The sequence below is a fragment of the Microbacterium sp. genome (assembly GCF_036566905.1).
Classification (GTDB): domain Bacteria; phylum Actinomycetota; class Actinomycetes; order Actinomycetales; family Microbacteriaceae; genus Microbacterium.
In genome coordinates, this window is sequence record NZ_DATCVK010000028.1 from 32310 (window position 1) to 58434 (window position 26125).

General features: G+C 66.2%; 25 protein-coding genes. 19 read left to right on the forward strand and 6 right to left on the reverse strand.

What is annotated here, in order from left to right; translation table 11 throughout:
* Positions 1-132: 132 nt before the first annotated feature.
* Entirely contained in the window at positions 133-399 is a 267-nt protein-coding gene (locus VIP82_RS02885) for a DUF4190 domain-containing protein (RefSeq protein ID WP_331905782.1), read from the reverse strand.
* Positions 400-456: 57 nt separating this feature from the next.
* Between VIP82_RS02885 and VIP82_RS02890 the strand changes: the two genes are divergently transcribed.
* Positions 457-933 carry a hypothetical protein gene (locus VIP82_RS02890; RefSeq protein WP_331905783.1) on the forward strand — a complete coding sequence of 159 codons (477 nt, stop codon included), beginning with the start codon at positions 457-459 and terminating at the stop codon, positions 931-933.
* Between the two features lie 51 nt (positions 934-984).
* Here the strand turns inward: VIP82_RS02890 and VIP82_RS02895 are convergent, their stop codons facing one another.
* Positions 985-1296, reverse strand: coding sequence for a hypothetical protein (locus VIP82_RS02895; RefSeq protein ID WP_331905784.1), 312 nt, complete (start codon positions 1294-1296; stop codon positions 985-987).
* 448 nt (positions 1297-1744) lie between these two features.
* Here VIP82_RS02895 and VIP82_RS02900 point away from each other — a divergent pair, with 448 nt between their 5' ends.
* Positions 1745-2161 carry an SRPBCC family protein gene (locus VIP82_RS02900; RefSeq protein ID WP_163630720.1) on the forward strand — a complete coding sequence of 139 codons (417 nt, stop codon included), beginning with the start codon at positions 1745-1747 and terminating at the stop codon, positions 2159-2161.
* A gap of 98 nt (positions 2162-2259) precedes the next feature.
* On the opposite strand, the gene VIP82_RS02905 is transcribed toward VIP82_RS02900, so the two are convergent.
* Complete coding sequence (locus VIP82_RS02905; protein ID WP_331905785.1) at positions 2260-2823, reverse strand: hypothetical protein; 564 nt, start codon at positions 2821-2823, stop codon at positions 2260-2262.
* Positions 2824-3017: 194 nt separating this feature from the next.
* Between VIP82_RS02905 and VIP82_RS02910 the strand changes: the two genes are divergently transcribed.
* Positions 3018-4532: a WD40 repeat domain-containing protein gene (locus tag VIP82_RS02910; protein WP_331905786.1), complete on the forward strand. Its 1515-nt coding sequence runs from the start codon at positions 3018-3020 to the stop codon at positions 4530-4532.
* A 629-nt stretch (positions 4533-5161) separates the two neighbouring features.
* Here VIP82_RS02910 and VIP82_RS02915 read toward each other — a convergent pair.
* On the reverse strand, positions 5162-7936 hold the full coding sequence (locus VIP82_RS02915) for a GH116 family glycosyl-hydrolase (RefSeq protein WP_331905787.1): 2775 nt from the start codon (positions 7934-7936) through the stop codon (positions 5162-5164).
* 246 nt (positions 7937-8182) lie between these two features.
* Positions 8183-8884, reverse strand: coding sequence for a TetR/AcrR family transcriptional regulator (locus VIP82_RS02920; RefSeq protein WP_331905788.1), 702 nt, complete (start codon positions 8882-8884; stop codon positions 8183-8185).
* 112 nt (positions 8885-8996) lie between these two features.
* Here VIP82_RS02920 and VIP82_RS02925 point away from each other — a divergent pair, with 112 nt between their 5' ends.
* From VIP82_RS02925 to VIP82_RS02970, 10 genes are all read left to right on the forward strand, one after another.
* Positions 8997-10070: a Gfo/Idh/MocA family protein gene (locus tag VIP82_RS02925; protein ID WP_331905789.1), complete on the forward strand. Its 1074-nt coding sequence runs from the start codon at positions 8997-8999 to the stop codon at positions 10068-10070.
* 116 nt (positions 10071-10186) lie between these two features.
* Positions 10187-10867 carry a hypothetical protein gene (locus VIP82_RS02930; protein ID WP_331905790.1) on the forward strand — a complete coding sequence of 227 codons (681 nt, stop codon included), beginning with the start codon at positions 10187-10189 and terminating at the stop codon, positions 10865-10867.
* 107 nt (positions 10868-10974) lie between these two features.
* A complete protein-coding gene (locus VIP82_RS02935; RefSeq protein WP_331905791.1) occupies positions 10975-12291 on the forward strand; it encodes an ABC transporter substrate-binding protein in 1317 nt (438 codons plus the stop codon).
* 29 nt (positions 12292-12320) lie between these two features.
* Entirely contained in the window at positions 12321-13283 is a 963-nt protein-coding gene (locus VIP82_RS02940; protein ID WP_331905792.1) for a carbohydrate ABC transporter permease, read from the forward strand.
* A 95-nt stretch (positions 13284-13378) separates the two neighbouring features.
* The gene (locus VIP82_RS02945; RefSeq protein WP_331905793.1) at positions 13379-14194 is read left to right on the forward strand and encodes a carbohydrate ABC transporter permease; all 816 of its coding nucleotides are present in this window, start codon (positions 13379-13381) and stop codon (positions 14192-14194) included.
* Positions 14195-14233: 39 nt separating this feature from the next.
* On the forward strand, positions 14234-14488 hold the full coding sequence (gene tatA / locus VIP82_RS02950) for a twin-arginine translocase TatA/TatE family subunit (protein ID WP_331905794.1): 255 nt from the start codon (positions 14234-14236) through the stop codon (positions 14486-14488).
* A gap of 48 nt (positions 14489-14536) precedes the next feature.
* Positions 14537-15310, forward strand: a complete 774-nt coding sequence (tatC, locus tag VIP82_RS02955) for a twin-arginine translocase subunit TatC (protein ID WP_331905795.1) — start codon at positions 14537-14539, stop codon at positions 15308-15310.
* Positions 15310-15645, forward strand: a complete 336-nt coding sequence (locus VIP82_RS02960; RefSeq protein WP_331905796.1) for a twin-arginine translocase TatA/TatE family subunit — start codon at positions 15310-15312, stop codon at positions 15643-15645. The genes tatC and VIP82_RS02960 overlap by 1 nt, the downstream gene beginning before the upstream one ends.
* 23 nt (positions 15646-15668) lie before the next feature.
* Positions 15669-16496, forward strand: a complete 828-nt coding sequence (locus tag VIP82_RS02965) for a sugar phosphate isomerase/epimerase family protein (protein WP_331905797.1) — start codon at positions 15669-15671, stop codon at positions 16494-16496.
* Positions 16493-17617 (forward strand): Gfo/Idh/MocA family protein, encoded by a 1125-nt coding sequence (locus tag VIP82_RS02970; RefSeq protein WP_331905798.1) that lies wholly within the window; start codon positions 16493-16495, stop codon positions 17615-17617. Before VIP82_RS02965 ends, VIP82_RS02970 begins: the two co-directional genes overlap by 4 nt.
* A gap of 146 nt (positions 17618-17763) precedes the next feature.
* Here the strand turns inward: VIP82_RS02970 and VIP82_RS02975 are convergent, their stop codons facing one another.
* The gene (locus VIP82_RS02975) at positions 17764-18612 is read right to left on the reverse strand and encodes an SDR family oxidoreductase (protein ID WP_331905799.1); all 849 of its coding nucleotides are present in this window, start codon (positions 18610-18612) and stop codon (positions 17764-17766) included.
* A 163-nt stretch (positions 18613-18775) separates the two neighbouring features.
* Between VIP82_RS02975 and VIP82_RS02980 the strand changes: the two genes are divergently transcribed.
* From VIP82_RS02980 to VIP82_RS03005, 6 genes are all read left to right on the forward strand, one after another.
* Positions 18776-19120, forward strand: a complete 345-nt coding sequence (locus VIP82_RS02980; protein ID WP_331905800.1) for a carboxymuconolactone decarboxylase family protein — start codon at positions 18776-18778, stop codon at positions 19118-19120.
* A gap of 644 nt (positions 19121-19764) precedes the next feature.
* Positions 19765-21186: an FAD-binding oxidoreductase gene (locus VIP82_RS02985; RefSeq protein WP_331905801.1), complete on the forward strand. Its 1422-nt coding sequence runs from the start codon at positions 19765-19767 to the stop codon at positions 21184-21186.
* Positions 21187-21262: 76 nt separating this feature from the next.
* The gene (locus tag VIP82_RS02990) at positions 21263-22924 is read left to right on the forward strand and encodes an ABC transporter substrate-binding protein (protein WP_331905802.1); all 1662 of its coding nucleotides are present in this window, start codon (positions 21263-21265) and stop codon (positions 22922-22924) included.
* A 61-nt stretch (positions 22925-22985) separates the two neighbouring features.
* Positions 22986-24008, forward strand: coding sequence for an ABC transporter permease (locus VIP82_RS02995; RefSeq protein WP_331905803.1), 1023 nt, complete (start codon positions 22986-22988; stop codon positions 24006-24008).
* Positions 24005-24850, forward strand: a complete 846-nt coding sequence (locus VIP82_RS03000) for an ABC transporter permease (protein WP_331905804.1) — start codon at positions 24005-24007, stop codon at positions 24848-24850. The genes VIP82_RS02995 and VIP82_RS03000 overlap by 4 nt, the downstream gene beginning before the upstream one ends.
* Before the next feature lie 34 nt (positions 24851-24884).
* On the forward strand, positions 24885-26125 hold a 1241-nt coding region (locus VIP82_RS03005; protein WP_331905805.1), incomplete at its 3' end, for an ATP-binding cassette domain-containing protein.

The following is a 26125-nucleotide window of genomic DNA, read 5'->3' on the forward strand; positions in this document are numbered from 1 at the left end:
TTCATGCGCTGCATCATCTCGAGTCGTAGCGCGCTCGGGTGGCGGGTAGGCACGTCCGTAATCGTGCCACTACGACTGACGAGGCGCTCGCCGATAGACCGCCTTGAGGAGCAGCCTCCAGACGCCGCCGCGTCAGCCGAGGGTTGGGGCGTTACTGAGAGCAGTCGCGAATAGGGACACCCACACGATGAAGAACGCCAGCTGGGCAAGCGCACCAAGCGCGCCGATGATCATCGCCCAGCGAGCGAACCCTCGCCCCGACTCCGAGTTGCCCCGCGCATCCAGTTGGCGTCGGGCGACGATTCCGATCACAAGCCCGGCTATCGGGATCACAAACGCGGCAATGAATCCGACAAGCGCCAGAGTGTTTGTCTTGCGAGCGATCCCCGTTTCGGCCACTCTGCGATGCTAGCGACGGGCACTCGCCCAGGATTACCACCTGTGGAGGAGGTGAGAATGATGAGATCTCAGCGGGCAGCATCGATTGCGGCCGCCGCGGTCGGATTCGCTGTCGGCGGATCACTCACGCTGCTCCTCCTGGTGTCCTACGACGACAACTGGACGTGGGTGTCGAACCTGACCGCCGTCGGTTGGACGAGCACGCTGGTCCCCTCACTTGTCACCCTCGCTTTCACCGCACTGTCCTCGGCGTGGGCGTGGCGAGTGCTTTCACCAGACCGCCGGGAGGGGTGGCTTCTTCCCGTCGCACTGGGCTCATGGTGGTTCACATGGTGGCTGGTTCCGAGCAATCTCGCCGTCCTCGGGATCGATGCTGCACAAAGCATCGACTGGGATCGCACGACCGCCCCGCCCGACACAGTGCTCTGGATCGTTGCATCGATGGTCGCCGTCGTGTCTTGGCTGGTGACGCTACTGCTCTGGTACGGCCGACGGCACGATCGCAAGACTTCCAGCCCAATCGCCGCACGCTAAGAGACCGGCTATCGGGCGCTACGAACCGAACTCGCCCGGGTCGAGGTGGCCCTAGATTCGGGATTCGTTGACCGTCTGGCGAAGATGATCAGCGAGGGAAGAGATGTCCTTGCGGCGGGCCGCCCGGCGGATCACCCAGATCATCCGAATGGGGATGAACCCCATGTTGCCGCGACCGGCGGGATCCTTCCACTCGATCCAAATCGCGGGGATGGCGTGCTTGGAGTCGTAGCGCACGTCTACCGCCGTCGGCAGCGCGTACAGCTTCCTGGGAGTTCGACTGACGTACCCCCAGATCTCCAACCGGCCGTTGGTGACGACTAGACCGAGAGTGTCGCGGCCCCCCTCAAACGGATACGTCATTCCTACCGGATTGTTGTTGGGTCCGAAGCTCCCCACCACTGATACGCCAAGTGCAGAGGGGCCCACGCGGCGGGATCCGGTCATCGCACTCTCGAGCCGGCTCCGCCATCGTTGCTGCCACCACAAGATGACCGCAATGAGTACGACCGCGACCGCGGCACCAACGACAACGTCCATCACCGGCGCTCACTTCTCTCTGCCAGACGGTGGGGTAAACGTACCCGACATCGCCGGTAGTGCTAACTTCGCCTCCACCGACGACAACTGGGCGATGGCGGAGGTTCGTTGACACTGAGAAACTTGCGCGTGGGGTTCTCCGACAGATCTGCATTCGCGCAGGCTCGCCGCGGCCCGCTCAACGACCGTCAACCGAGAGCCGCGAGCGGTATAGGAGCGCTCAGACACAGGGGTTGCTCCACTGTCGGAGGATGCCGCTAGCGTCGATTGCGTGATCGAGATCGCACGTACCCGTCGCACGTCTACCGCCTCGGCCGCATTGTTCTTCGAGCGCTGGTGCGCCATCGAGACGCATCCCGAATGGGCGCCGAGCATGGAGTACTTCCGGCTGCTCGAGCCCTTCGATGTAGGGGCACGCGGGATTCTCAAGGCGGTCGGTGGTGAAGAGTCGCCGTTCCGCATCACGACGGTCGGTCCGGGTTTCGTCTATGCCGACACCACCGAACTGGATGGGGTGGAGTTAACCGTGCACCACCAGGCCGTCGAAGGACTCGACGGTACAGAGGTGGAACTGTCCGCATGGCTGGATGGGCCACGCGAAGTGCAGTCGGCGACGCGCATGTCTGCCGAAGTTCAGCACAGCCTCGAGCGCGACCTAGCTGCGCTCGCGGCGCTGCTCGAGGGGTAGCTTCGGTCGGGAATCCGGCGGTGACCTGCTCAGACGCGAAGGCGCACAAAACGGCGCTGCGTGCCCTCCGTGCAGGATCAGCGACCCGCTCTCGAACGTCAGTCCCCGTCGAGCAACAGGTCGACCCGAGCCTCGTCAAAGTCGACGTCGACGCCCAGCCAAGCGTTGATTCTCCCGGCCGCGACCGCCGTCATTTCCCACGGGCCTGTGGTTATCCCAAGAGGAAATTCATGACGCTCAGGACTCTTCGGCCACAGCCAGACTGCGAACGGTGCTGCGTCGGCACCGTTTCCCGAGAAGAAGCCGTCGCTGAGCCGCATGACAGCAGGTAAAGGTTCGGCCGCCGACAGTTCACCACGCTCAAACCTCCGGGTGCGCCACCACGACACGACGATGAGCTCATCCTTCGTGAGAGTCAGCCCGTACCGGCGGGAGCGAAACGCCGCCGACCATACGACCGGCGTCAGAATCACAGCCGCGATCAGCGCAAGAATCGGCAACCGGGCGGGTGTCTCCGCTCCGAACGTGGCCTCGATACCGACCGTCAAGATCGAGACCACGATCAGCACGACACAAACCAGAGCCATCGCTACTACCACGATCGCGGTTCTGCGAACCCTCGTGCGCTGAAACGAACCCAGTCCGGCGATGGGGCCGAGCATGTTGAAATCTGAAGGCGGCACACGTCAATCGTCGCGGACCGCGCGTCGCAGTGCCGACACCCGTGAATGGATGCTCACGTCAGCCCATTCTGACGCTAGCTCCCGAGGATGCCGAGCGAGCGCGTCACCGACCGCTCAAGGACCGGTTTGCGGGCGGTGAGCAGCCGATAGCGAGCCGAACGGACCGGCTGGCCGTGACGTATCTCCAGCGGTTTGTATCGCTCTCCTACATGAAGCGCGTCGAACGGGGGCGAGTGCGAATGAGCGGTCAGGAAGTTCTGTTGTCCAGTCGTGTCGAACTCCTTAGCGACCGGCAGAGCGCCATGTGGGGCGTTCGGCTATTGCAGATCGTCGGTGAGTTGGCGCTCGTGGGCGACGATGGGCAGTTGTTCGTCGTGTTCGTGGAGGACGGAGACAGGGATACCTGGGCCTTCCCCCTATCCGACGTCGCCTGTCTCGGCGACGCCCCGCCGTTCTTCGGGAGCCACTCACTCGCGGCTCTGGCCTTGCGGGTCGATTTCGCGGGCAAGCGTCGCATCGTTGTGTTCCAAGGAGACCGGGGCGAGGGGCAGGCTGCGCTCAACGACCTCAATATGGACCGCGTCATGGGGGACTTGGATCCCGTCTCCATCGTGAAGGGTGTCAGGTCGTTGCTCGACATGCCTGGAACGATGCGTCGCGCCAAGGAAGCTCGGGAGGTCTGGCGCTCTGTGTTGGAGTCCGGAGGCTCGGCCCTCGAGCTCGCCAGCTCGACTCCGCCGGGCGCCCGCCGGAGCGCGGGAAGTGCACTGGCTGCTATGCCTATTGGGCCACGGGCGCGGTTCTGCTTCGAGGACGTGGCTGGATGGGCCACGGCTGTCGCGTTCAGCCCGGATGGTCATTTCCTGGCGGGTGCTCACAGTGGCGGCGTCGTCAAGTTGTGGCTTTGCGGGACGGGGCAGGAGGTTTTTCAGCTCGCGTACCCGCGGGAGGAGGGAGCAGCGGACCACGATCCGATTGTGAACGCCATTGCATTCTCGCCGGACGGACAGTTCCTCGCTACAGGTGCGGACGACGCGACGGCGCGCCTCTGGCGTGTCCGGGACGGCTCGGAAGCGCGATGCTGGGTGCATCCGGACACGGTGGAGCACGTGGAATTCGGCCCCGACGGCGCCAATCTACTAACGGTTTCCGATTGTCTCCCTCGTCTGTGGGCGGTTGAGGGCGAGGGCGCGCTGGTTTGGGAACCCTCAGAGGATGAGATACCGCTATGCACTTACGCCACCTTCGCCGGCGGAGGCAGACGACTCCTCATCACGAGCCAGTACAGGGTCATCCTCTGCGACTGGGTAAGCAGCACCGTGGATGACTACGACGATGTGCTCGGGGACCTTATGACCGACAAGGCCATGTTCACGCCGTCCGACACGATCCTGGTCCCCCTGGACTCAGGCGGCTTCCTGACCGTTGACCCGGAAAGCCGCACAGCCGCGGCCGAGGAAAAGTACGGTCACGCCGGTCCGATCGTCGCCTTCAGCGCTGACCCCCCGTTGGTCGCAACTGGGGGCGAGGAGAAAGTGACGGTATGGGACGCCACCACGGGAGCGTCGCTCTTCGTCCTCCCTCACGACGACGAAGTCGACTACGTGTGCTTCAGTCCCGACGGCACGCTATTGGCCACCGCCTCGGTATCCGGCGTGCGTGTTTGGACTCTCGATTCGGTGGAATGACCGCCAGGCTGGATCCTCCTCGGCAGCCGCAGCTGACGGCTGGTCAACCCGACAATGCTGCACTCCCGTGTGCGGATCACACCAGAGGCGATCATCACGCCGCCCGATCAGCCCGAGGCACCTCATCGATCGCTTCGCGGTCGCGGGCATCCCCGCTGCAGCGCTGTCGATCGCCCCATCCCCGTGCGTTGATCCCGCGACGACGAAGCTCCGCCCGTAAGCCGACCCGTTTGCGAGCATCGGGTACGACGCCGAGAAACATCGAGATACTCCGACCCACCTCGACTGATCGAGTCAGCGACGCTCCGCGAATGGGCGCCGCTCGGCAGGAGAGACGTCGACCGCATCCCCGACTGCGTCTCGGCGGGACGTTGAGCTATTGCAGCCCGATGCCATCCAGTGCTGCTTCGCGTAGCGAGCGTCCGCAAGGTACGAGTCCCGCACGCAGGACGCGTGTGCGCAGCTGGTGCTGGCGTAGGCCTGCCTCTCGGCTGGACCGCCCTTTCGGGGCTGCTCCGCTGGAAGCGACGGCCGCGCTGCGTCCGCCGATGACGGAACTCGATGAGGAGGACGCAGGGTCATGATCTGACCCTGCGTCCTCAGGCGTGCGGCGCGTTAGCTCTGCGCTGTCACTGGCGCGCCGATGCGTACAGGTCCCACGCTGCTAGCGCTCGCGCGTAGTAGGCCGCTCGGTAGGTGGTGGGGTCGTAGCCGTTCCATGCCTCGGGGGTGTTGAAGGCGAAGGCGCCACCTGCGGGTGCAGTGGGGCTGTATATCTGGTGCACCACACCCTCCGCGAGCTCGTTGCCGTCGGCGACCAGGTCGGGGCGGTCGAGCCGTCGGCCTTCCTGGATGAGGGTTCCGGCGAATTCGAAGTTCGTCCCGGTCCATACCTCCGCGGCCTGGAAACCGAGCTCCCTCGGCCGGTTAGGCAGCACCGGGTAAGGCTTGCCCCCGTTCGGGACGAGGTTCGGCGCTCCGAGCATGTGCCCGGTCGAGTCCTTCAGCTGCGTGAGTTGGTCGAAGGCGTGGGTTAGGTGCGTGGCCACGCGTTCGGGCGGATTGATGTCGGCCAGCTCGAGCTGCTCGGCCACGTGCTGAGGCCACAGCACGTCGACGAAGACGTCGGTGGACCTCTCACCTGCATCGGTGAACTTGTAGTAGTCCCCGGTCCAGAAGGCGGCCTCGTATGCAGTTCGGGCAGTGGCCCCCGTTTTTTTGAGGGTGTCGACGTCTACCGCCGACGCCTCGGGAATTCCGAGCCGTTGCGCGTCCTCAGTAGCAGCCGCCATGATGTCCGCGGCCAGGATGTACAGCCCGGAGGTGTAGATCCCGTGCACCCCATCGGACTGTCCCATCACGTCGTAGGTGCTGGCGAAGACGGCTGCCTCCGTGGGAAGCGTGTCGCCCTGCGGTATCCGCGGGACAACGTCGTGGGTCCAGAGGCGAAGCATCGCCGGGTAGATGTCGCGCAATAGCGCATCGTCCCCAGTGCTGCTGTACGCGCCGTATGCGCGGATCAGGTACTTGACTGGACGGTCGAAGAACGTGGTTTCGGCTGCGGCTGGGCTGGTCGATTTCTCCCAGAGCAGCCACGGCGCCTCCAGCTGCCACCAGATGTAGTTGCCTACTGGGGGGTTGAAGCCGGGGCTGCCGGGTACTCGGCCGTTCGGGTCTTGATTGATCATGTCGGAGGTCGCGCGGACCCATGCGGCTTCGGTGGAGGGGAACAGTTCACGCAGGGCGATCGCCATCTGCCCCTGAACGTCGGTCTCCCCGGCGTCGGCCCAGCCGCCACCCGTGACGGTGTGGAAGAGGTGGGTTCCCGGGACTGCCGATCCCGGTCGCCCATCCGTCTTGTAGGGAGAGGAGACCAGGCCCGATTCCCAGAAGGAGCCGTTGAACGAGAGCTGACCGAGTTCGTTCAGCGCCGCCATCCGGATGGCGGGCGATACCGTGTCATCGAATGCCACCGGCTTCCACCAGCGCGCCACCGCTTCCGCCGCCTTGTCCGCGCGGGCGAGATTCCGGGCAGCGATGGCAAAGCCCTGGTTGCCGGGATAGCTGCCCGCGATGTAGTTGTTCTGTGCGTCTTCGCGGGCTCCATAGAAGGAGGTGTAGCGCCGCATCCAGGAGGTGTCGCCGGCCGTGCCGAAAGTGATCTGTGGGAAGTCCCAGGCCAGGACGAAGCGAACGGTTTCCGTTTGATGAGGCTTAAGGTTCATGTCAACCGCGAGGGCGCTGGCGGAGTTGCTGCCGTCGAGGGCAGCGTTGGGGAGGCGCCCGGTTGCACTGAACGGGCTGTAGATGTCGGAGCCGTCGCCGTCGGCGTTCCAGGACGTTGCGTAGGTGACTCGCTGTCCGGGTTCGCTTTGCACAGCAGTGGTCCACTCGCTGTTCTGAGAGTCTGCGGTGTTGCTGGGGCTGGATGCCCCCAGCGTGATCCCGGTGATCTTGTTGCGGTGATCCACGGTCTTATGGCTGGTGTAGCCGGTGCGGACGCTGGGCACGGGACTGGGAGTGTTCTGCACTGTGCTTGCGACGTGAGCTGGAGCGTTGGGGAAGGTGAACATGGTCGACACCTTCGTCGTCTTGCTCGTTTCGTTCGTGAGCTCCACCTCGAAGTAGGCCACGGGCTGAGAGGAGGACTCGTCGTCACCGGCCACGATAGGTGTCCAGAACGATGTGGACACGGATGTCGAGGGCACGGGGTCCGCGTAGTCGATGCGGCCGAAGGGGTACAGCGCGCTGTATGTCCCGTTCCCGGCGTCGAGGGTCGACCAAGCCGGCAGGACGGATCCGAACTCGGAGCTGTTGACGGCGAGCGTCTTGGTCGTGGCCGTTCGGCCCGGCTGCTGTTCCCGGATGTGGATGGCGGCCTGAGGCAGGATGCGCTTCTCGTAGTTCGAGTTCGTGGATCCACCCATGTTCCACGGGCCGAAGGTCCCGGCCTGGTTGATCATGAACGAGCCTGCACCGAGTCCGCCGAGCGGAATCCCGAGGCCGGGCTGAGCCATGGGGTTGCCGAGCGCGTACGGCACCGTGTCGGGTGCGGAGATATAGCCTGCGCAGAGTTGCCAGTCATGAGCGCTACATGGAGTGCTTCCAATGACGCCCAGAGGTCGCTGGTATGCGGCGTCACCGAGCGCCGATTGCCCCGCCGGTTGTCCGGCGCGCGCTGAGGGTGGCGACGCTAGGCCCGCTGTGATGACCGTGGCGGCCACGGCGGCTGCAACAGCAACGGCGGCAAGGCGCCTTTTCAGCCTGTGGCGTCTAAGCAAGGTTGGGCTTTTCTCCTGCTGTTCAACAGCGGACATGTACATCTCCTCATTGATCTGAACACCTGCGTCGTTGCGTGCGCTTCCCTCCGAAAAGCAACCGCTCGCTTCGATTTCGCCAACCATAACTATGTGGTTGTGATTTGGCAAGAGAGCAGCGCAAGGACTCGGCCGTGTGGGCCCGTCCCTCCGCTTGGTGTTCACTCGCCCCGGACGCGACGGCGCAGTCGTAGGCGAGAGGGTGCCACTCGTCCATGAAGACGGGCCGGCCGCCGCGGCCACATGGGCGTCAGTCGAGGCGGGCTCGACGTTCGCCGGCATCGCCTCGATCAGTGGGTCTAAGTTCCAGCGGTGTGTGCGCGGTTCTGAGGTTCAGCGGGCCGGGAGGTCGAGGAAGGACTCCTTGTGGTGTGTCGCAAGCCATTCGTCGGTTTCTCGGCGGACCTCCTCCAACGGCCGTCCGGTCCACCGTGTGATGGCGGAGTCGACGTGTCGCCGGACCATGGCCTCGAGGTCGAGGTCATCCGCCTGGACCCACTGGATCTCGAGGCCGTCGAGTGTCGCGACCATCAAGCGAGCTTCCGCCTCCATGGTCTCCGGACTCATGAACTCGATCTGCTGCTGCTCCACGGCGAAACGGAGATTCTCGACCATGATCGTGATGCCGGCGTGTTGCCGCTCGAGGATGAACGGGCGAGCGGGGTGATCTTCCTGTGCGGCCTCAATTGACATGGTCAGAAAGAGCTCGATGAGCCCCCGCCGCTTGGCGTGGTATCGCATCAAGAACGCGAACGAACGGAAGTAGTCCAGACCGTGGAAGACATCGGTCTCGGGTGCAGTCTCGTCGCGCCAGTGCTCGAGAACCGCGACGAGCAGCCCCTCCTTATTGCCGAAGTAGGCAATCAGTGTTGCGTTCGTCGTGCCGACCTGGTCGGCGATCTGCCGCAGGGAGGCGCCGTGGTAGCCGTATTGCCCGAATGCAATGGCAGCGGCGGCCACTATCTGGCGACGACGCTTGAGTCCGTTGCGATAAGGGCCGCGCGCACCGCGCCCGAGCTGTGTCTCCGCGCTCATTGAAACCTCCAAGCAGCACCCTACGCGCCACTTGCGTGAAACTTGATCGTTCGGTTATAGTCGGCTGAAAGATGATCACTCGGTCATGTTTGAGACTCGAAGGGGAGATGGCATGTCGATGTCCGGTGACCGCGATACGGCCGCACGGCTGCGCGTTGGGATTCTCGGGGCGGGGCCGGTGACTCAGGCCATCCACCTCCCGACGCTTGCTCGGCTGAGCGACGACTTCGAAGTGCGTGTGGTCATGGACGTTGATGCCGCCACCGCTGAGACCGTGGCGCGGAGAGCCGGGGCGGCGTTCACGACGCGAGCAGAAGACGTCTTCAGCGACCCGACTGTCGATGTGGTCGTCATCTGCAGCCCGTCACAGTTTCACGCCGGGCAGGTCATCGCGGCGTGCCGGGCGGGCGTCAAAGCAATCCTTTGTGAGAAGCCCTTTGCGATGACGGCGGCGGAGGCGAGTGAGATCGCGGAAGTCTCCGAGCAGACGGGCGTGCCGATCATCGTGGGGGCGATGCACGTGTTCGATCCGGCTTGGCTGGCCGCGCAGGCGGAATGGGGCGCGCTGACCGAAACGTCGCACACCATTCGTTCCTCGGTGGTTATTCCGCCCAATGCACAGTTCGAGGATCTCGCCACCGACATCGTCTCGCGTCCTTCGTCTCCGCCCTCCGACGACACCGGCGTAGAGGCGGTCGTCCGCGCTGTCACCGGCGGCATCATGGGGCTGGCCATCCACGATCTGCCCCTGATCCGTCAGTTCCTTCCTTCGTTTGCGGACCTCGAGGTGCTGCGCGCCGAACTCGCATCGCCCTGGGGTTACGTCGTCTCCGGAACCGCGTCCGGCAAGGTCGTCCACCTGCAGGCCGTCACCACCAATACGTGGGCGCCGGAGTGGACACTGGAGGTCATTGGCGACGACCAGTCCCTGCATGTCACGTTCACGCCGTCGTACGTGCAGGGAGGTTCGGCGGTCGCCACGCTGCACTCCACCGCCGGAAGCCGAACGTTCGGTCCCTTTGCCCTCAGCGGGTACGAGGCGGAGTGGATCGCCCTTGCTCGGATCGCACGAGGTCAGGCGGCGCCCCTTCCCACTGTCGACCTCATCGACGACCTCCGGTTCGCGATCGCGCTCGCCGACCAATCATCCAGCCAGATCCGCAGCAACCGGAAGGCGGTCGCATGAACGTCCTCAGAATCGCCGCCGACAATGAGACGCGCGCCAGCGGCGCTCTCACCTGGGTGACGGCATCGCTGCCCGGAACTCTCGAGCTCGTCACGGACCGCGCCGACATCCACGCAGTGAACGGCACCGCCGGCTGGACCGAACGAGCAAGCCAGGTGCTGCTTGCGGGAGCGTCTGGGGTCGTTGTCGTCGCGCCCGAAGCGGAGCAGATCGATGCCCTCTGCAAGACCGCTGCCGAACAGAACGCCCTCGTCATCCTCGACCAACGCTGGCGAGCGAACCCCGTCCTGACCGAGGCCCGTGACGCGGTCAGCAGCCTCGAAGGTCCCATCTCCTTTGCCGAGATCGCAGTCAATGTACCGACCACCGAGGACGTCGAGAAGGCGATTCACGAAACCGTCCAGATCGCGCACTACCTCATGGGGGCTGTGGAAGATCTCCGGGTCCTTCACCGCCAATCGCGGACGGTGCTCCTGGGCGGGATGGTGAGAAACGGTGCACCGCTGACCATCACGATCGCCGTTGGCCCCGCGATCGATGGCCCCGTCCGCGTCCGCGTCGTAGCTCGATTCGGTGGAGTCCACCTGTCCGTGCCCGATCCCGAAACGGCGGCACCCGGGCTCGTCACCATCGTGCACACCGACGGGTCGACCACGCTTCCCTCGCGGTGGGAGTCTGCCCACCGTGCCTCGTGGCGGCGAGTGGTCGCCGCTGTCGAAAGCGGCGACCGTCCCGACGACCTGCGCGACTTCGATGAGGCCAGTCAATTGCTCTTCACCCGAGCCTCCCTCGCCTAGCCAGCCGCATCCGATCCCACCCAAACTGCCAACCGTTTCACTCGTTTCACAGCCCACACCCAACACACCACAGAGAGCCGACCGGAAGGTCGGGTAGGAGTCCAATGATGAACACCTCAACGCCAGCCACGTTCTCCCGTCGTGGCTTCCTCGGCATCGCAGCCGCTGCGGCCGCCGTTCCGCTACTTGCCGCATGCGCTCCCGGCGGGGGCGGCGGCGGCGCCACCGGGGGAGGCGGCAGCGGCACCCTGAAATTCTGGGATATGCCGTGGGGTCCGCAGTCCTATGCTGACGCCGCCAAGTCCGTCGTCACTGGTTACTCGCCCGCCGACGGACTTCCGTCGGCCAGCTACCAGCAGATCCAGTGGAACAACTTCTACCAGACGTTCTCTTCCGCGATCGCGTCCAAGACAGGACCGGCGGTCAGCAGCGGTGCCGGGTTCCAGGCGTTCCAGTTCGCTGAGCAGGGCGCGATCGCTTACGCCGACGATCTGATCGACTCCCTGCGCAAGAGTGGCAAGCTCGACGACTTCCTCCCCGGCACGGTCGAGACGATGAAGACGCCGAACGGCTATGCCGCCATCCCGTGGCAGGCGGACTACCGCGTGCTCTGGTACCGGAAGTCCCTCCTCGAACAGGCGGGCGTTGAGGTGCCGACCGACTGGGCGTCTTACATCGAGGCGTCCAAGGCGCTGGCGAATATCGGAGTCTACGGGTTCGGCATCGGCGCCGGCGCGGGTAACAGCGTCGGCTCTCAGGCCCTCATCTCGCTGATGATCAACAACGGCGGAGGCCTCTTCGACGAGGACCAGAAGCCCGATGCCGTCACCGGCGCCAACATCGAAGCGATGGACTTCGTGCGGGACCTGATCGCGTTGAAGGCCGTCGACCCGGGCGCGCCGAGCTATACCGCTGACAACATCATCGAGCAGTGGAAGACCGGGCGCGTCGGCATGGGCTGGCACACCGCCGGCCTGCAGCACCTCGTCAACGATGACGACGTGGTGGTCGCATCACCGCTGACCGCATACAGCGGGGACACCGGAACGCTCGGATACGTGAACAACCTGATGATGTACACCAACACGCCCAGCCAGGAGGGCTCCGAAGCGTTCCTTACCGCCTACCTGGATGGCATTGGGACCTACTGGGACAACAATGTGATCGATCAGCTGCCCGTGCTGAGGTCGATCGTGGACTCGGACGCGTTCCAGTCCGATGCCGAGTGGGTCAAGATCATCGACGAATGGCAGCCGGTGGTCAAGCCGCTGTCCTGGCAGGCGGAAACGCTGTTCGCCGATCTTGCAGCTGTCGATGGGGGTCAAGGGCTTCAGCAGTTCACGCAGGCGATCCTCGGCGGCCAGACCGATTCGAAGACCGCACTGGAGGGGCTGCAGACCGAGCTGGAGTCGGCCACCTCGTAGTCGCGACACCACTCAGGGGAGCAACAGCAATGAGCACCACACAAAATGCCGCCACACGCCTGCACCGGGCGAGATCCGGCGTCGGCGTCGGCGGTTCGGGTCGGCCGGGACGCGGTCGCAACGTCATCGCCGCGCAGACCCGACGGACCTATTCCGCGCTGATCATCCCGTCCCTCGTGCTGCTCGTACTGATCAACGCATACCCGTTCGTCGTCGCCGCATCCCAGTCGGTGCACGATGGGTCGCTGATCTCCGAGGGCGCCTACGTCGGCTTCGACAATTACGTCACCGTGCTCACGTCGGAGGCGTTCTGGAAGGCAACCCGGTTCACGCTCATCTTCACGGTCGTCGGAGTCTTCGGGTCGTGGGTGCTGGGTCTCGCGTTCGCGCTGCTGCTGCGCACACGAATCCCCGGCAACGGTGTGTTCAAAGTGTTGCTGTTGCTCCCCTGGGTGGTCCCCGTGGTGGTGTCGGCGACGGCCTGGAACTGGCTCGTCGCCACGCCGCAGAGTCCGGTCCCGAGCCTGCTGCGGCTGTTCGGCATCGAGAACGTCTTGTTCCTCGCCGACCCGACGCTCGCCGCGATCACGGTATGCGTCTTCAAGGTGTGGATCAGCTTTCCCTTCATGATGATGATGGCCGCGTCTGCGCTGGCGGCGGTCGACCCCACCGTCTACGAGGCATCCCAGATGGACGGTGCCAGCAAATGGCAGCAGTTCCGGATGATCACGCTTCCCTTGATCGCCCGATCCACCTACATCAGTTGGATCCTCATGACGATCTTCTGTGTGAACGACTTCCCGACCATCTATCTCCTCACCGGCGGTGGCCCGGTGGACGCCACCACGTCGCTGACCGTTCTTGCCTACCGGACCGTGTTCCAGGACTTCCAGCTCGGACCCGGCGTGGCCATCGCGTTCATGATGACCCTGGCTCTTGTCGTGGTTTCCGTCGTGCTGTACCGCCAGATCCGAAAGTCGAGCGTCGAATGAGCAGTGTCCTGCGCACCCACCTCGAGGGTGAGGTGCCTCAGTCCGAGACCCGCACGATCACGACCCGGCCCCGGCGCAAGCGGGGGAAGCCGCCCGTGAGCGAGCAGGAGAAGCGCGGGCAGTGGGGAAGATTCACCCTCATCTCCGTATTGACGGTCGTCGTGCTGGTGCCCGTGGCCGCTGTGGTGCTGCTCGCGCTGACTCCGAGCGCGGCCAGCGGAAAGTCCGGGCTCACGCTGGACAACATCATTTACGTGCTGACCCAGACCCTCACACCGACATGGCTGCAGAACAGCCTGTTGGTCGCGCTCGCGACAGTCGTGGTGTCGGTGGTCGTCGCGGCCCCCGCCGGATATGTACTATCGCGCGGTCGTAACAGGCTGGTCTCCGGCTACGCGCTACTGCTTTTCGTCATCCAATCGCTGCCGGTGATCACAGCTGTCATCCCGCTGTTCATCCTGTTCGCGAACCTGGGTCTGGTTGACACCTTGACCGGACTGATCATCGTGTACGTCGGCGCCAGCATGTCCGTTGCGACGTGGATGATGGCCGCCTACATGGACAGCATCCCGGTGTCGCTCGAGGAAGCCGCATGGATTGACGGCGCATCGGTGTTCGGAAGCTTCACTCGCATCGTTCTGCGCAACAGCCTGCCCGGAATCCTTTCCACTGCGATCTTCACCTTCCTGCTGTCCTGGAACGACTATCTGGTTGCGGTGGTGTTCCTGCGCACCGAAACGAGCTACACCATGCCTGTCGGTCTGCAGTCGTTCTTCCAGCAGAACGTCACGGACTGGGGGGCCGTCATGGCGGTTGCCGTGGTCATGCTGCTTCCTCCCGTGGTCGTGTTCGCCGTCCTCAACCGTTACTTCAGCGTCGGTGGCATCGGCGGCTCGCTCGCCGGTCGCTGACCCTCCGTACCCTCACCACCCATAACGAAGGAGTTATCCATGTTCGCCAACATGTCTGGCTGGCACCTGCTCATCATTCTCGCCGTCGTCCTTCTGCTGTTCGGCGCCACCCGACTGCCCGCCCTCTCGCGCAGCGTCGGGCAGTCGGTCCGGATCTTCCGCTCGGAGACCAAGAACCTCAAGGAGGAGAGCGCCGGCGCCGCGACCGGAAGTGATGTGGGAACTGCCACGCCGAGTGGAGTGGACAGCGCGGACACGCCCGTGGTGCCGCACGGGTCCCGCTCCGGAGTGTGAGTCCTCATGTCACGGCAGGCGCGAGCCGGTCGAGACCCACAGGGTTCCATGAGTCTCGGCGGGCACCTTCACGAGCTGGCGAAGCGGGTCACCATCGCCGCACTGGCACTGGTGGTCGGAACGGTGGTCGGCTTCGCTCTCTCCGGGTGGCTGCTCGATGCGGTGCAGATGTTCATCGGTGCCATCGAGGACGAGCAGGGTCGGATGGCGCTACTGAACTTCGGTGAGATCACGGCAGCATTCGACCTGCGGCTGCAGCTGGCCTTCACCGTAGGCGTTGTCCTGTCTTCACCGGTGTGGCTCTACCAACTATGGGCGTTCATCGTGCCGGCGTTGACGCGGCGGGAGAAGGGATACGCGCTCGGTTTCGTCGGCGCGGCGGTCCCGCTGTTCGCGGCAGGATGCATCGCGGGCTGGCTTGTGCTGCCACACATGATCTCTCTCCTCGTCGGCTTCGCGCCCAGCAACTCGAGTTCGATCCTGAACGCGCGGAGCTACGTTGACTTCATCCTGCGCCTCATGCTCATCGTCGGTATCGCGTTCGTGCTGCCCTTGCTGTTAGTCCTGCTCAACGTCGTCGGCGTGATGAGCGCCTCCGCCATCATCGGCTCGTGGCGCTACGTGATCCTCGCGATCACGGTCTTCACGGCGCTCGCTACCCCCGCCGCAGACGTGCTGTCGATGTTCCTCCTGGCCCTCCCGATGGTGTTCCTCTACTTCGCCGCGGCAGGCTTCGCGTGGGTAAATGACAAGCGGCGCGGAAGAGCGATCGCTGCGCTCCAGCGGCCGCAGGCGTTGACGCTCACCGGAATGGCCCCCTGATGTTCGGACTGGACCCGACGAAGTTCTTCCTGCTCGCCATTCTGGCTGCGTTTCTGTTGGGGCCTTCCCGAATGACCGCAGCGGCGGCATGGCTAGGGGGCGCCGTCCGGCAACTGCGAGCATTCACAGAGGCTGCGAAGCAGCGTGCGCGCGACGAGATCGGCGAAGAGTTCGACGACATCCCGTGGAAGGCCCTGGACCCGCGCCAGTACGACCCCAGACGGATCATCGCCGACGCGATACTGGCTCCGCCCACCGTGCCCCCCGCGCTCGATCCGCCCGAGAATCCGGTGCGGCATGGACCAGCGCCCGCCCCGAAATCTCCAGCCTCCTGACACGACAAATGAAAGAAGCATCGATGGCCTTGCCCCTTGCCTCCGTCCAGCTCTACACGCTGGCCGCGGAGTTCTCCGCCGACCCGCACGGCTCACTCGACAAGCTGGCCGCGCTCGGACTGCAGAACGTCGAAGCCTTCGACTTCGTGCGACGCCCCAAGGAGATCCGAGCGGCGTTGGATGGTGCCGGGCTCGCGTCCCCGACAGGCCATGCGCCGCTCCTGTCCGACGAGCTGTGGACGCCCGACGGGTCGATCCCGACTCCCGCCCCCGAGGTGGTGTTCGAGGCAGCCGCGACCGTCGGGATCACGACCGTCATCGACCCGTTCGTCGCCGTGGACCGCTGGCTCACGCAAGACGGTGTGACTGATATCGCGGAGCGCCTGAACCGTGCCGCGGAGGTCGCCGCGGGGTTCGGCCTTCGCGTCGGGTACCACAATCACGCGCAGGAGTTCTTCGCGAGCTTCGACGGGAATACCGCGTTCGAGCGGTTCGTGTCCTTGACCGATGAGACCGTGGAGATCGAACTGGACCTGTTTTGGGCCCTCGCCGGAGGACAGGATGTTCCGGCGCTCGTGTCGCGACTGGGCTCGAGGCTCGTCGCCGTGCACGTGAAAGACGGCGTGGTGCCGCCGAGCAACCCGTTCGCGCCGGACGCGCCCGCGTTCGCGTCCGACTCGCTCGATCAGCGTCACGCCGGCGAAGGGGACGTCCCCCTGGCCGATTCGCTCCGAGCGGGTGCCGGTGCGATCCGCTACGCGGTGATCGAGTACGACAACCCGCCCGGGGATGTGTTCGACGATGTGGCCGCGAGCCTGGCGTTCCTCCGCAGCGCCTCGTTCGTCCGATGAGCGCGGTCGGCGTCGGCCTGATCGGCAGCGGCGTCATCAGCGACACCTACCTGGAGAACCTCCGCTCCTTCCCGGACGTCGAGGTCGTGAGCATCGGTGGCTTGGACGTCGGGCGGGCTCGCGCGCGGGCGGAAAGGCATGGCGTTCCGCGGTGGGGGACCGCTGAGGATATCCTCGCCGACCCCGACGTGCAGGTCGTCGCGAATCTGACGACTCCTGCCGCCCACGTGGAGGTGTCGGCGGCGGCGATCGCGGCAGGGAAGCACGTGTGGACGGAGAAGCCGATCGGCCCCGAACGAGACGGCGTCGACGGGCTGCTCCGGAGCGCGGAGGCGGCCGGTCTTCGGGTGGGCTCCGCCCCCGACACGGTTCTCGGGCCTGGGTTCCAGACCGCCAAGCGCGCCATCGAGAGCGGCGTCATCGGTGCACCGCTGTTCGCGCACACCTCGTTCCAAACCCAAGGCCCCGACCTGTGGCATCCCGGTCCGCAGTTCCTATTCTCTCGCGGTGCCGGTCCGCTGCTCGACATGGGCCCCTACTACTTCACCGCGCTGGTCAGTCTGCTTGGCCCCGTGGACCGCGTCGCGGCCGCGGGCATGAAGGCGCGCACCGAACGCCAGATCCGCACCGGACCGAACGCCGGGACGCGGTTCCCAGTCGAGGTGCCCACGACCCTCCAGGTACTCACGGTATTCGAGGGCGGGCAACAGGCGCACAGTCTGCTGAGCTTCGACTCGGCGCTGGAGCGGCACGGCGTCGTGGAGATCCACGGCACAGAGGGCTCGATCGTCATCCCCGACCCCAACAGGTTCGCCGGCCGCACCGCATACGTGAAACCTCTCGCGGAACTGCGCGACGGAGAAGAGTTCGAGCAGCCATGGATCGAGATCCCGCAGAGAGGGGCCGTCGTCGGCCGCGGTCTCGGGCTGTTGGAGATGGTCCGCGCCATCGCGGAAGGCCGACCTCATCTCGCCTCCGGAGAGCTTGGACGACACGTCCTCGACATCATGCTCTCAGCGGAAGAGTCCGTTGAGTGCGGCCAGTTCGTGACTGTGAACAGCTCCGTCCCGCCCGTGCCCGCGCTACCCGAGGACTTCGAGCCTTACGCCCAGACGCTCTAAGTCGCGGCTGCCGGTCGCGACGCAGACCGGGTGATACCGGTGCGTGCCGCCGCGACCCCCGAGAGGTGGAGTCGAGTGCGGTGGGGTGTCTCAACCGGTGTGCAGCACCTTGGTGACTCGGCGCTCGTCCATTGGTCCGTCAGAGCTCAGGCGCCGCCGTCGGCGTGGTCGAGGCCTGTGGAGAGGTCGAGGTGGGCCTCGGCCTGGTCGATGAGGGTCTGACCCTTCTGCTTCACGGCTTGTACCGCGTCGGCGCCGGCGACCCAGCGCGCGGGGGGCTCATCCAGGTCGAGGATCTTGACGAGGCTGGCGGCGAGTTTCGCGGGGTCGCCGCTCTGCTTCCCGTTCATGGATTTCCACGCCTCGATCGTGCTCGCCGTGTCGGCGTAGTCGTCGATGGACAGATCGGGCCACAGGGTGGACGATCCCTCCACGAGCAGTTCGGTGCGGAAGAAGCCCGGTTCGACGACGGTGACATGGATGCCGAACTGCTCCACCTCTTCCCGCAGCGACTCGGTCCACCCCTCCAACGCGAACTTCGAAGCGCCGTACGCACTGCCGAATCCTCCGGAGACGACTCCCGCGGTCGACGTGATGGTGACGATGTGCCCGGATCGCTGACGACGCATGACGGGCAGCACCGCGCGGGTGACGTTGAGCGGTCCGAAGAAGTTCGTCTCCATCTGCGCTCGGAATCGCTCGGGGCTGATCTCCTCGAAGTACCCGGCCTGGAAGTTCCCCGCGTTGTTGACGAGCACATCGATACGACCGAAGCGATCGATCGCCGCGTTCACGGCCGCGTCGATCGAAGCGGTGTCGGTGATGTCGAGCGAGACGGGCAGCAGGTCGGCGTGCTTGCCCACCGCCGCCTCGACGGTTGCGGCATCCCGTGCCGAACCGACGACGCGGTGGCCGGCAGCCAGCGCCGCCCGCACGATGTCGACGCCCATGCCTCGGCCCGCGCCGGTGACGAGCCAAACCTCGGTCTCATTCATGCTGTGCCTCCGTGTCAGCCTGCGCGACGATCGCACCGGCTGAACCCCTGACGGACACTACGCCGACGCCGGATGTCGAGGAATGCTCTGGCAGTACACGTTCCGGTGGTACCTCCCGGCCACGCGGAGACAGGTGTTCGATGGGTGAGACGGAAGGATCATCATGACGGACACTGCAAGAACGGGCTGGACCGGCGGACAGAAGGCGGTCGGCGATATTGCTCCGGCTCTCGCTCACTACACCGACAAAGTGCTGTTCGACGAGGTGTGGGAGCGGTCGGAGCTCTCCAAGCGGGACCGAAGTCTGGTGACCGTGGCGGCACTGACCGTCCTGGGAAGCACCGATCAGCTCCGTTTCCACCTGGACTTCGCCCGGCAGAACGGCGCAACCGAGACCGAGCTGATCGAAGCGCTCACGCACCTTGCTTTCTATGCCGGCTGGCCCAAGGCCATGGCAGCCGTGAGCGTCGCCAAAGAGGTATTCGGCACACCACGGCCTGAAAACTGACGCGGGGGCAGCAGCGGCTCCTGCGAAGAATCTGCGAACACCCGAACAGCGCCGATCCGTCAACACGCGTTCCCGCGGGTCGGGCGTTCGTGCCCACATGGTGCCCACGGACTATCACGGTGGGTACGGGTCCAGAGGGAACGGCAGTAGATTCTCGGCGGTCGCAAGCCGCGGAAATCCGCGGTTCTCGGTCGAGACGGACTGGAACGGATCGAACCTCTTCGGGTTCAAATCCCACCGTCACCGCCAGCGTCGAAGCCCCGCGAACCCTTGGAAACACTGGGATCGCGGGGCTTTTGCTTTGCCCCGAAACGCTGCCGTGCCGCATCCCGCCCGCAGTCGGACGGAGAACCGGTGATCGCACCGAATCGCGCTCACTCCCAGCTCCCGCGATGTGGGTGATCGGCCGGGTGAGGTGGTAGGACCCGGGTCGCGGTGGACCGATCACGCGGCCGTCCCGATGCTCGTACCCAACGCTCCGATCCGATCCTCCGTGTCCTCGCGTGACGTCCCGGGAAGGATCATGACGCACTTCGACGGGCCGTGACACACGCCCGCGCACCGAACCCGCCATCTTCCCTACCTTCTGGGGAAGCCGCGGAGGGGTACCTGCTCCGCACGTACTCCCTTCGAAAGGCACCCCTATGGCTGCGACGGCCCCCGTCAGCGAACCCACGCGCACGAGCGCGCTCGGCGCCGTGCTCGACGAGCTCGGTGCGAAACTTCCGCACCTCACCGTGCTTGCGCCCTCCGTCGAGACGAGCGACTACCTCGACGATGCTGCGACGCGGTTCTCGCGGCGGGGCGCCGCATCCGGTCCGGCAGTTGCGCTCCCGTCCTCGGCCGAGGAGGTGCAGGAGATCGTGCGGACGGCCGCGCGTCACGGTGTGACGATCGTGGCGCGCGGGGCCGGCACGGGCCTTTCGGGCGGCGCGTCGGCGACCGCCGATCAGCTCGTGGTGTCGACGGAGCGGCTGAACCGCATCGTCGAGGTGTCGCCGCTGGACGAAGTGGCGGTCGTGGAGCCGGGTGTGCTCAACGCCGCGCTCAACGAGCACCTCACGCCATGGGGCCTGTTCTATGCCCCGGATCCCGCGAGCTATGAGATCTCGACGATCGGCGGCAACATCGCCACGAACGCCGGAGGCTTGCGCTGTGCGAAGTACGGCGTCACCCGCGAGTCGGTGCTCGCTCTGGACGTCGTCCTCGCCGACGGCGAGCTCATCACGGTCGGCCACCGCTCGATCAAGGGCGTGACGGGGCTCGATCTCGTGTCGCTCTTCGTCGGCTCGGAGGGCGTGCTCGGCATCGTGGTGCGCGCAACCGTGCGTCTGCGCCCCACTCCCGTCGCTCGCCGCACGGTGTCGGCCTTCTTCGACACGACCGAGGCCGGAACATCCGCTCTGTCGGCCATCACGCGCAGTTCGGTGCGCCCCGCGGTCATCGAGTTCCTGGACGGCCGCACCCTCGTCAACATCGATCGCCATAGCGGCACAGATCTCAGCCGGCGCGGCGGCTCGCTGCTGCTCATCGAGCTCGACGGGTACGGGATCGACGAGCAGTTCGCCGACCTCCGCGACGCCCTCGAAGCCGTCGGCGGACGTGTCCGGCACGAGACGGATGCCGAGGCGGAGGCCCTGTGGGCGCTGCGCCGGGGCGGCCGCGGCTTCGACGAGCGGTCGTGGTTCGCCGGCGGCGACATCGCCGTGCCGAAGTCGCGCATCCCCGACGTGTACGCCGCGTTCGGCGAGCTCGAACAGCGCTTCGGCGTCGAGATCGGGGCTGTCGCGCACGCGGGCGACGGCAACCTGCACCCCGTCATCACCAAGCCCATCCCCGACGGCGCCGACCCGCTCGCCCCGCCGACCGAACTGCACGACGCCGCCGACGAGCTCGTGCGCCTCGCCCTGTCGCTCGGCGGCACAGTGACCGGGGAACACGGCATCGGCACGGTCAAGCGGGAGCTCGCGGCGCTCGAGCTGTCGCCCCGCAGCCGCGACGCCCAGCTCGCCGTCAAAGCCGCCTTCGATCCGTTCGAGCTGCTCAACCCGGGCAAAGCCCTCTGACCCTCGCGGAGACCGACCGCGAAGTCGTCGGCACACGCACCAACGCCGGCCTGACCCCTCACAGCAAGGAACCGACATGACCACCCACATCCGCAATCCGCTCAGGCGAGCCGCGCTCGTCGCCACCGCAGCGCTCGCGACCATCGCCCTCGTCGCCGGCTGCGCCAGCGGCACCGCGCCGCAGACGAGCACCGGCTCGGACGAGCCGAAGGAAGGCGGCGACATCACCTTCCTGATCGACTCGCTGGGTGCCACCTGGATCCCCAATTCCAGCTCGATCTCCAGCTATCAGGGCCATGTCTGGGGGCACCTGACCGACAAGCTCATCTACGTCGACGGCGATGGTGAGCTCAGCCCGTGGGTCGCCGAGAGCTGGGAGCAGAACGACGCGGCGACGGAGTTCACGATTCACCTGAAGGACGGCGTCACGTTCTCCGACGGCACGGCGCTGGATGCGGCCGCCGTCGTGGCGAACATCGACATCTGGGCGAAGGGCGCCCCCGACAAGGGCATCGCACGTATCGGGCTGTTCCCCTCGGCGAACTACGTCGGCGCGGAGGCCGTCGACGACACGACCGTGAAGGTCACGTTCTCGAAGGCGACGCTGAGCTTCATCCCGACGCTCGCGTACCACGGCTCGATTCTCATCTCGCCGGAGACGCTCGCATTGCCGGCCGAGGAGCAGGCCGATCTGTCGAACGACATCGGCAGCGGCCCGTTCGTCGTCGAGTCGTGGAAGGAGGGCGACAGTGTCGTCCTCACCAAGCGCGACGATTACGACTGGGGTCCCGAGGCGCTCGACCACACCGGTCCCGCGTACCTGGACTCCATCACCTACAAGATCGTGGCCGAGCCGACGCTGCGCACCGGATCGGTCGAGTCCGGACAGGCGGATGTCGCCTACAACGCGTCGCCGCAGGAGCTCGACGCACTGAAGGACGAAGGCTTCGTCGTGTCGGTGCCCCGCTACCTCGGCTTCGTCAACGGCTACGCCCTGAACGTCACGACCGCTCCGTTCGGCGACGAGGCCGTGCGTCAGGCGTTCTCCCACGGCATCGACCGCGACGAGATCCTCTCCACGGTCTACACCGACGACTGGCACGCGGCGGAGACCTTCGTGCAGAGCAACGTCCCCGAGGCGACCGACCACACCGACGCCTTCGCCTACGACCCCGACCAGGCGGAGCAGCTGCTCGACGACGCCGGCTGGCTGGAGGGCGCCGACGGCGTGCGCGAGAAGGACGGGCAGCAGCTCGCCGTGACGCTCTACCCGAATCCGTACCTCGCTACCTCTAAGGCGATCGACGAGCTCGTCGCCCAGCAGCTCGCCGAGATCGGCTTCACCGTCGACATCGAGGCCTACGACGTCGTGACGTACGGCGAGAAGGTCATCGGCAACAAGACCCTCGCCGCCACCGAGATCACCCGCAGCTTCGTCGACATCGGTACGATCCCCGGCGTCCTGACCGCCAGTAACCCGGGCGACGAGGACTGGTTCAAGGTCGGCACGACCGACGCGACCCTCAACGACCTCGCCGCCCAGGTCTCCTCCGCCACCGACCGCGACTCCCGGGCGACTGTGTTCGACGAGCTGCAGCAGTACGTGCTCGAGAAGGGGTACTTCGTGCCGATCACGCAGATCGTGCAGCGGGTGTACGTGCAGACGCCGGATCTGAAGGACGTCGCCTACAACGGCCTCGCCTACGCGAACTACTACACCGCCTGGCTCGACCGCTGACCCAGCCGGGGCGCCGTCTCTCCGCGGCGCCCCGGCATCCCTTTCTCCGGAGGATGCCGAGATGAAATCCCCATACGCGAGCTTCGCGGTGTCGCGCACGGCGCAGGCGATCGTCGTGGTGCTGCTCGCCTATGTCTTCACCTTCGTCGTGATCAGCGTGCTGCCCGGCGACCCGGTGTCGAGCACCCTCAAGAACCCCGACAACGGGTTCACCCAGGAGGACATCGACCGCATCATCGCCTACTACGGCCTCGATGAGCCTTTGCTCACCCAGCTCTGGACATCGCTCACCCGCTTCGTGACGGGCGATCTCGGGATCTCCCTGCGCTCGAATCTGCCGGTGAACCAGCTCATCGCCGAGGCGCTGCCCTCGACGCTCATCCTCGCGTCGACCGCACTCGTGGTCGCGATCGTCCTCGCCGCGCTCATCGCGTGGGGCACGCAGGTGCTGCCCGCGAAGTACGGGCAGGGACTGCTCCGGGCGCTGCCCTCGCTGTTCCTGTCGGTGCCGAACTTCGTCATCGGCCTGCTCCTCATCCAGGTCTTCGCCTTCGGGCTCGGGGTCTTCCGCATCATCGACGCGGAAAGTCCGTGGTCGACGTTCTTCGCGGCCATCGCCCTCGGCATCCCGGTCTCCGCGCAGCTCGCAGAGGTGCTCATCGCCAACCTCGACCACGAGTCCCGGCAGGAGTACGTCGCCGTCGCCCGTTCGCAGGGCCTGCGACGCACGCGCCTGTTCGCGCGGCACCTCGTCAAGCCCTCCGCTCTGCCGACCATCACGGTGCTCGCGCTCATCGTCGGCGAGCTGCTCGGCGGCTCGCTCATCACCGAGACGATCTTCGGACGCACCGGCATCGGCACGCTCGTTCAGCGCGCCGTCGCCAGCCAGGACCTCCCGGTACTACAGGCCGTGGTCTCGCTCGCAGCCATCGTCTTCGTCGTCGTGAACCTCATCGCCGACCTCGCCTACCCGTTGCTCGACCCGCGCGTCGACCTCGAACGGACGCTCCGCTCGCGCGGCGCGTCACGCGTCGGCGACGGCCCCATCCGCACCCCGCTCCAGGAGGAGGTGAGCGTCGTATGACCGACGCAGTACTCACGAGCCGGCGGTCCGTCGCTGCCGGCCGCGCCCTGGCGACAGCGATCCCCCCGACAGTCGTGATGTCGATCCTGGCGCTGGCCATCGTGCTCGCCTGGGCGACGGCACCTGGCCTGTTCACGTCGTACGACCCCGCGGTCGGGGTGCCCGCCGACAAGTTCCTCCCGCCGAGCATCGAGCATCTCTTCGGCACCGACCAGCTCGGACGCGACCAGTTCACCCGCGTCGTCTTCGGCACGCAGTCCTCGGTGCTGAGCGCGCTCGTCGCCGTCGTCATCGGTGTCGTCGTCGGCGGCGCGATCGGGCTCGTCGCGGGCTTCTTCGGCGGCTGGACCGATGTCGCGCTCGCGCGCGTCGTCGACGTGCTGCTCGCCATCCCGAGCTTCCTGCTCGCCGTCGTCATCGTGAGCTCACTCGGGTTCCAGACGATCAATGCGGCGATCGCGACCGGTGTCTCCGCTGTCGCGGTGTTCGCCCGCGTCATGCGATCGGAGGTCATCAAGACCCGACGCGCGGTCTTCGTCGAGGCATCAGCGCTGCAGGGGGGCTCACGCGGCCACATCCTCTTCCGTCACGTGCTGCCCAACGCCTCCCGATCCGTACTCACCCTCGCGGTGCTGCAGTTCGGCCTCTCGATCCTCGTCATCGCGGGGCTCGCGTTCCTCGGTTACGGCGACCCGCCGCCCGCATCGGACTGGGGGCTGCTCATCTCCTCCGGCAAGGACTATCCGCGCGCGCCCTGGCTGCTCCTCTACCCAGCCCTCGTGACCGTCGCCACGGTGCTCGCGATCAACCGCCTCAGCCGCTGGCTGCGCAAGACCTCCTGACCCCCGCCCTCCGCGCCCACAGAAGGGTTCCATCATGACGAACCACGACCTCCTTCGCGTCGAAGGCCTGTCCGTCTCGTACGGAGCCGCACAGGTCGTCTTCGACGCGGGCTTCCGGCTCGCACGCGGCGAGAGCCTCGCGCTGATCGGCGAGTCCGGATCGGGCAAGTCCACGATCGCCCGCTCGGTACTGCGTCTGCTGCCCGAGGGCGCCCAGGCGCGCGGGAGCGTGTACTTCCAAGGAACCGAGACCCTCGCTCTGCCGGAGCGACGGTTCCGGCCCCTGCGTGGCCGTGAGATCGGGTTCGTCCCGCAGGACCCGGGCAACGCCCTGAATCCCGTCCGGCGCATCGGCGCACAGGCGCACGAAGCGGCCGCGCTCGTCGAGCCTCGCGACGCGCGCGCCCGTCGCCTGCTCATTCTCGACACATTCGAGAAGGTCGGGCTGCACGACCCCCGACGTGTCTACGACTCCTACCCGCATCAGCTCTCCGGTGGCATGCTCCAGCGCGTCCTGATCGGGCTCGCCCTCATCCCCGCACCCGCGCTCATCGTCGCCGACGAGCCGACGAGCGCGCTGGACGTCACGATCCAGAAGCGCATCCTCGACCTGCTCACCCAGCTTCAGACCGAGCGAGGGATCGGCCTGCTCCTGATCACGCACGACCTCGCGATCGCGGGGGAGCGCACCGATCGCATCGTCGTCCTCAAGGACGGGCGGGTTCAGGATGCCGGAGCCACCGCCGACGTCTTCGCTCAGCCCGGATCCGACTACACCGTGCGTCTCCAGTCCGATGCGCCCGCGCTCAACCCCGAGCGCTACCGCGCGCTGCGCGTGCACCGCCCCGCCATCGTCGGCGCTCCGCCGAGGATCGACGTCTCGGGGCTCACCAAGACCTTCTCCGTGGGCGACGGCGCGCTGAAGGCGCTCGACGACGTCTCGTTCGCCGTCGCCCCGGGCACGACCCACGCACTGGTGGGCGAGTCGGGCTCGGGCAAGACCACCGCGTTGCGCGCGCTTCTCGGCCTCGAGCAGCCGGATGCCGGCGCCCTCCTCGTCGACGGCGAGTCGGTCGTCGGACGCAGCGCAGACGCCGTACGCGGCATCCGTCGTCATCTTCAGCTGGTGTACCAGAACCCGTTCACCTCGCTCGACCCGTCGTGGCGTGTGGGCAGCATCGTGCGCGAGCCGCTCGAGCGCTACCGGGTCGGAGCGCGCCGCGATCGCGCGGCGCGCGTCGCGGAGACGCTGGCCGCCGTCGGGCTCACGCCGGC